General features: G+C 67.2%; 6 protein-coding genes. All 6 read right to left on the bottom strand.

Annotated features, from left to right (window positions below):
• A partial coding sequence (locus tag ACXJKR_RS22215) for a glycoside hydrolase family 5 protein (RefSeq protein WP_457324659.1) occupies window positions 1–954 on the bottom strand: 954 nt, incomplete at its 3' end.
• 212 nt (window positions 955–1,166) lie between these two features.
• Window positions 1,167–2,519, bottom strand: coding sequence for a 23S rRNA (uracil(1939)-C(5))-methyltransferase RlmD (gene rlmD, locus ACXJKR_RS22210; protein ID WP_457324658.1), 1,353 nt, complete (start codon window positions 2,517–2,519; stop codon window positions 1,167–1,169).
• 31 nt (window positions 2,520–2,550) lie between these two features.
• Window positions 2,551–3,561 carry an RNA polymerase sigma factor RpoS gene (rpoS, locus tag ACXJKR_RS22205; protein ID WP_457324657.1) on the bottom strand — a complete coding sequence of 337 codons (1,011 nt, stop codon included), beginning with the start codon at window positions 3,559–3,561 and terminating at the stop codon, window positions 2,551–2,553.
• A gap of 45 nt (window positions 3,562–3,606) precedes the next feature.
• Complete coding sequence (locus ACXJKR_RS22200) at window positions 3,607–4,479, bottom strand: peptidoglycan DD-metalloendopeptidase family protein (RefSeq protein WP_457324656.1); 873 nt, start codon at window positions 4,477–4,479, stop codon at window positions 3,607–3,609.
• Window positions 4,480–4,542: 63 nt separating this feature from the next.
• A complete protein-coding gene (locus ACXJKR_RS22195) occupies window positions 4,543–5,346 on the bottom strand; it encodes a protein-L-isoaspartate(D-aspartate) O-methyltransferase (RefSeq protein ID WP_457324655.1) in 804 nt (267 codons plus the stop codon).
• The coding region (surE, locus tag ACXJKR_RS22190) for a 5'/3'-nucleotidase SurE (protein WP_457324654.1) at window positions 5,347–5,846 on the bottom strand (500 nt) is incomplete at its 5' end.

Below are 5,846 nucleotides of genomic sequence, written 5' to 3'. Positions count from 1 at the left end.
GACCCAGCCGTCTGCCTGCATGTCCCAGACGACGAAGTCTGAGTCGAACTGCCAATAACTCCAACCGAAGCTGCGCGCCTCGGCAGCTCGGGCGACCGCCGCAGTCCAGGCCACGCGCTGCGCCATGCCCGCCGTCTCCAGGGCACCGAACTCGCCCAGCAGAATCGGCCGGCCCGTGCGCTGCGCCCAAGCCTTCACGCGATCGAAGTCCTGCTTGAGCTTGTCCAGCTCGGCGGCCGTGCCCCAGGTCACGCCGGACAGCTTCTGGAACTGCGGCGTCCATGACGCGCCCTGGTGGGTGAACTCCATGGGCGTGTAGTAATGGAAGGTCACGACCAGGTTGCGGTCGGACTCGGGCAGCTTCAGGGTGTCGAGCTGATCCAGCGAGTTCCAGAACTTCGGCCCGACGACGACGCGGCGCTTCGGGTTGGTCTCGCGGATGATGGCCAGGTTCTCGGCCAGCATGTCGTTCCATACCGCGTCGGCCGCGCCGTTGGGCTCGTTCAGGATCTCGAACAGCACCGCGTCGGGCGCGTCCTTGTAGCGCGGGGCGATTTGGCGCCAGAAGGCCTTGAGTCGCGTCCGGCACTTGTCGATCTCCTTGGCGCAGTCGTTGAAGTTGTGCTGGTCCAGGATGACCTGCAGGCCCGCGCTCAGCGCCGCGGCTGTCATCTCGTCCAGCGTCTTCAGCCAAGCCGTCGACAAGCGGCCTTCGGCGTCCATGTGCTCGAAGGCATGCAGGTTCAGGCGCACATGGTCGAAGCCACCATCGCGGATGGCCTGCATATGGCGCAGCTGGAAGCGCGCCTTGGCCGGCTCGCTCCAGAGCGGGTCATAGCCCAGCGCGTTCACGCCGCGTTTGAGGGCCGGTTGCGGCAGGGCCAGGGTGGTTTGCGCAAGCGCGGACGACGCGAGCCCGAGGGCCAGGCAGGCAGTGCCCAGGACTCGGGGCAACAGATTTCGAATRGGCATGCTGGCTTGTCTCCTGTGGAAGTCATGACGCCGGCCGGGTGGACCCGATGCTCGGCAAAACAACTAAACAATGTTGTTTATTCATTTTGTCTACTTCGCACCGGGACCGAGTCCGGACTAACACGTAGGCCGAAAAGCAAAAAATCCCGGTCGTCGCAATGGGCGAGCCGGGATTTACTTGAGCAACGTGCGCTTCAGCGATCGAAGACTGCGATCGATTCGACGTGCGCCGTGTGCGGGAACATGTTGACCGCGCTGGCCGCCGTGCAGCGATAGCCCGCCACATTGACGAGCAAGCCGGCATCGCGCGCCAGCGTTGCCGGGTTGCAGCTGACGTAGACGATGCGCTTCGGTGCCATCCAGCCCGGCGCCAGCGACGGGTCCTGGGCGATGTCCGCCACCGCCTTGGCCAGCGCAAAGGCGCCTTCGCGCGGCGGGTCGATGAGCCAGCGGTCCGCTGCACCATCCAATGCCAGCAGTTCAGGCGTCATCTCGAACAGGTTGCGCGCAACGAAGCTCGCCTTGTGCGCCAGGCCGTTCAGCGCCGCGTTCTCGCGCGAGCGCTGCACCAGCGTCTCGCTGCCCTCGATGCCCAGCACCTCGCGCGCCTTGGTGGCCAGCGGCAGCGTGAAATTGCCCAGGCCGCAGAACCAGTCGATGACCCGGTCATCCGGCTCGACAGCCAGCAGGCGCAGCGCACGGCCGACCAGGGTGGCGTTGATGTGCGGGTTGACTTGCGTGAAGTCGGTCGGCTTGAACGGCATGGTCACGCCGAACTCGGGCAGGCGGTAGGCCAGTTGCGGCCCGCCTTCGTCGAGCAACTTGACCGTGTCCGGCCCTTTGGGCTGCAGCCACCACTGCACGCCGTGTTTGGCGGCGAACTCGCGCAGCAGCGCGATGTCGCCGTCCGGCAGCGGGTTCAGGTGGCGCAGCACCAGCGCAATGACCTCGTCGCCCATGGCCAGTTCGATCTGGGGTAGGCGGTCGCGCTCGGCCATCGCCATGATCAGCTCGCGCATCGGCATCAGCAGGTCGCTGACGACCTTGGGCACGACCTTGCAGACCTGCATGTCGGCCACATAGCGGCTCTTGCGCTCGTGAAAGCCGATCAGCACGACGCCCTTCTTCTGCACATAGCGCACCGAGAATCGCGCGCGGTAGCGATAGCCCCAGGTCGGGCCCTCGATGGGCCGCAGCAGCACCTCGGCCTTGACCTTGCCGAGATGCCAGAGCTGGTCCTCCACCACGCGCTGTTTCACCGCCACCTGGGCGCCGGCCTGCAGATGCTGCATCTTGCAGCCGCCGCAGGCGCCGGCGTGCAGGCCGAAGTGCGGGCAGCCCGGCGTCACGCGCAGCGAGCTTTCCTTCTTGATTTCGGTGAGCTGGCCTTGCTCCCAGTTGTTCTTGCGGCGCGAGATCTGCGCCTTCACGATCTCACCCGGCAAGGCACCGTCGATGAAGACCACCTTGCCCTCGGCGTTGTGCGCCACGCCCTGCGCCTCAAGTTCGATACTTTCGACCTTGAGCCATTCCGTCGTCTGATTCATCCCCGGATTATCCGAGGTGCCGTCGAGGGCTCTAGAAGATCGAGTCCCGATCCACGCCGTGGCGCATCATGTTGCGCTTGAGCTTGGCCAGCGCCTCGATCTGGATCTGGCGGATGCGCTCGCGCGTCAGCTTGAGGCGGATGGCCAGCACGTCCAGCGTCTCCGGTTCGCGGTCCGACAGGCCGTAGCGGCCCGACAGCACCTCGCGCTCACGGTCGTTGAGGCTGGCCAGCCCGTGCTGCAGCAACTCCTCGACCTCGTGCGACAGGCGCAGGCCCATCGGGTCGATAGCCTGGTCGTCGGCCACCAGATCCAGCATGGACTCGCCGCCCTCGCCGTTGCGGTCCACCGGCGAATCCAGCGAACTCGGCAGCTCGGCATAGGCCAACAGCTCGGCCACCTCGTCGACCGGCCGGCCCAGCGCTTGGGCCACGTCCTCGGCGCGCACGCGGCCTTCGGAGCCATTGGCGCTCTGCAGGGCCTCCAGCGCGCGGCGCGCCTTCAGCACCTGGTTGAGCTCGCGCACGATGTGCACCGGCAGCCGCACCAAGCGGGCCTGGTGCATCAGCGCGCGCTCGATGCTCTGGCGTATCCACCAGCTCGAGTAGGTGGAGAAACGGAACCCGCGCTCGGGCTCGAACTTGCCGATGGCGTGCATCAGGCCGAGATTGCCCTCCTCGATGAGATCGCTCATCGGCAGGCCTCGGCCGAGGTAGTTCTTGGCGATGCTGACGACCAGGCGCAGGTTGTGCTCGATCATGGCTTGGCGCGCATCGAAATCACCCGCGCGCGCCGCAACGGCCGTGTCGAATTCCTGCTGAGGCGTCAGCAGCGGCGTGCGGCGGATGTCGCGCAGATAGGCCTGCAGCGCGTTGCCGAGCTCGACCTCGTCGCCGCCATTGCGCAGTGCCCGGCCGTCTTCTTCGCTGACGTCTGAAACCGGCTCGGCATCACCGCTGCCCCCGTTCAGCGCCGACAACATGACAGCCGGCTCGCTGCCATTGCCACCATGTCCATTGAGCTTGGGCGCAGCGCGTTTCATGACGTGATCGCTGGCCCGATGCATGACTGTTGGCTGGCCGGCTTCTCAGCGCGGCGGCAGCAGCTTGGCCGGATCGACAGGCTTGCCGAGCTTGCGCACTTCAAAGTGCAACTTGACGGTATCGCTCTCGGTGGAACCCATCTCGGCAATCCTCTGACCCTTGCGTACGGTTTGGTCCTGCTCGACCAGCATGGCCCGGTTGTGGGCATACGCTGTCAGGTAGGTGCTGTTGTGCTTGATGATGACCAAGTTGCCGTAGCCGCGCAACCCCGAACCAGCGTAAACAACGCGTCCATCGGCGACAGCCAGCACCGGGTCACCCGGCTTGCCTGAAAAGTCCAGACCCTTGTTGCGCTGCTCGTCGAAGCCGGCGCTGATGGATTGTGCGACCGGCCAACCCCAGGCCATGCTGTCGTCTTCCGATGCGGCCGGTGTGGGCGTACTGGTGGACGAAGCCGTCGGCGCACTCGCGGCAGCGACCGGCGGCTTGGCGTCCAGCGGCCGCGACTCGACCTTGGCCGTGCTGGCGATGGGCTTGGCCGTCACGGCGCTGGGGTCGACACCTGGAGGCACGACGCGCAGCACCTGCCCCACCTCGATGCGGTTGGGGTTCTCCAGGCTGTTCCATTTGGCCACGTCACGCCAGCTCTGGCCATTGTCCAGCGCGATGCGGATCAGCGCGTCACCCGGCTTGACGGTGTAGTAACCGGCTTTGCCGGCGTTCTCAGCACCCGGCAGCGGCGGCTTGGCATCGGGCGCGGAAGCCGCCGACGCGGCGGGCGCCGGCACCACCGCGGCCGTGGCGGGCTGCGGGTTGCGGTCCTCGACCGGTGCGGCACGATGCAACGACGTGCCGCAGGCGCTGAGCAGCAGCGAGGTGGTGATGGCAGTGAATAAAAGGCGCAGGCTTGAGGGCATCGTGTGGCTAGAGCACGTTGGAAGGCCGACCCGATTGTGTGGCGCGGTGCGCCGACGGCCCCGTCAGAGGACGCCGGATTTTAAGGGGACGAACAGCACGGCTTCATGCTCGTTGCGCACCCAGCGGCTGACGCCCGCCTCGACGACATGGTCGAGCACCACCAGCACCTGGCCGCGGCCGCTGGCCGCCGTCGGGGCGATGAGGCGTCCGCCAGGGGCGAGTTGCTCGGTCCAGGCGGCGGGAATGTCCTCGCCGCCCGCCGCAGCGATGATGCAGTCGAAAGGCCCGCTGGCTGCGTGGCCCAGGCGGCCATCGCCCCAGATGAGGCGCGGCACGCGCGGCAGCCCCACGCGCTGCAGATTGACTTTGGCCTTGTCGTGCAGACCCTGCAGGCGCTCGATGGAGGTGAGCTGTCGCGCCAGCAGCGCGATGACGGCTGCTTGGTAGCCGCAACCCGTGCCGATTTCCAGCACACGGCCCAGCGACCCGCGCTGACGCGCACCAGCGCCGGCCATCAGCAGGCCCAGCATGTGGGCGACCACCGAGGGCTTGGAAATGGTCTGGCCGTGGCCGATGGGCAGGGCCGTATCTTCATAGGCCTGGGCAGCCAAGGCGCTGTCGACGAATTCATGGCGCGGCACGGTGGCCATCGCGGCGAGCACATGCTCGTCGAACTTCCCCTCGGCGCGCAGCCGGTCCACCATGCGCTGGCGCACGGCGCCGCTGTCCAGCCCGGTGCCGCTGGGGCGCGCCAGCCGGGCCGCGTCCCGCGTGGCCTGATGCAGATGGCGCTGCGGCATCAGCAGTTCACGCTGCGGTGACGTGGCCGACTTCAGGCTGGCCGGGAAGCGCTTGGGTGTAGACATTCAGAGACCGAGGCGCTGCGCCCAGGCACCGAGAGACGAATGTTCGGTCAGGTCCACCTGCAGCGGCGTGATCGACACCTGGCCGTTGGCGGTGGCGTGGAAGTCCGTGCCCTCGCCGGCGTCCCGGGCGTCCCCGGCCGGGCCGATCCAGTAGATGGTCTCGCCGCGCGGGTTGATCTGCTCGATGATGCCTTCGCTGGCATGGCGCCGGCCCAGGCGCGTGATCTTGCGCGGCAGGGTGTCGGCATCGGCCCGGTTGGGGATGTTGACGTTGAGCAGGAAGCCCTGGCTTAAGCCCCCGGCAATGACCTGCTCGACGACGCTGCGCGCCACGCGGGCCGCGGCCTCCAGCTCGACCCAGCCCTTCTCGGCCTGCGAGAAGGCGATGGACGGGATGCCGAACAGATAGCCCTCGGTGGCGGCGGCGACGGTGCCGGAATACAGCGTGTCGTCTCCCATGTTGGCGCCGATGTTGATGCCCGAGAGCACCAGGTCGGGCC

Source organism: Roseateles sp. P5_E11, from assembly GCF_054049355.1.
This window is presented reverse-complemented; position numbering and strand designations above follow the sequence as displayed.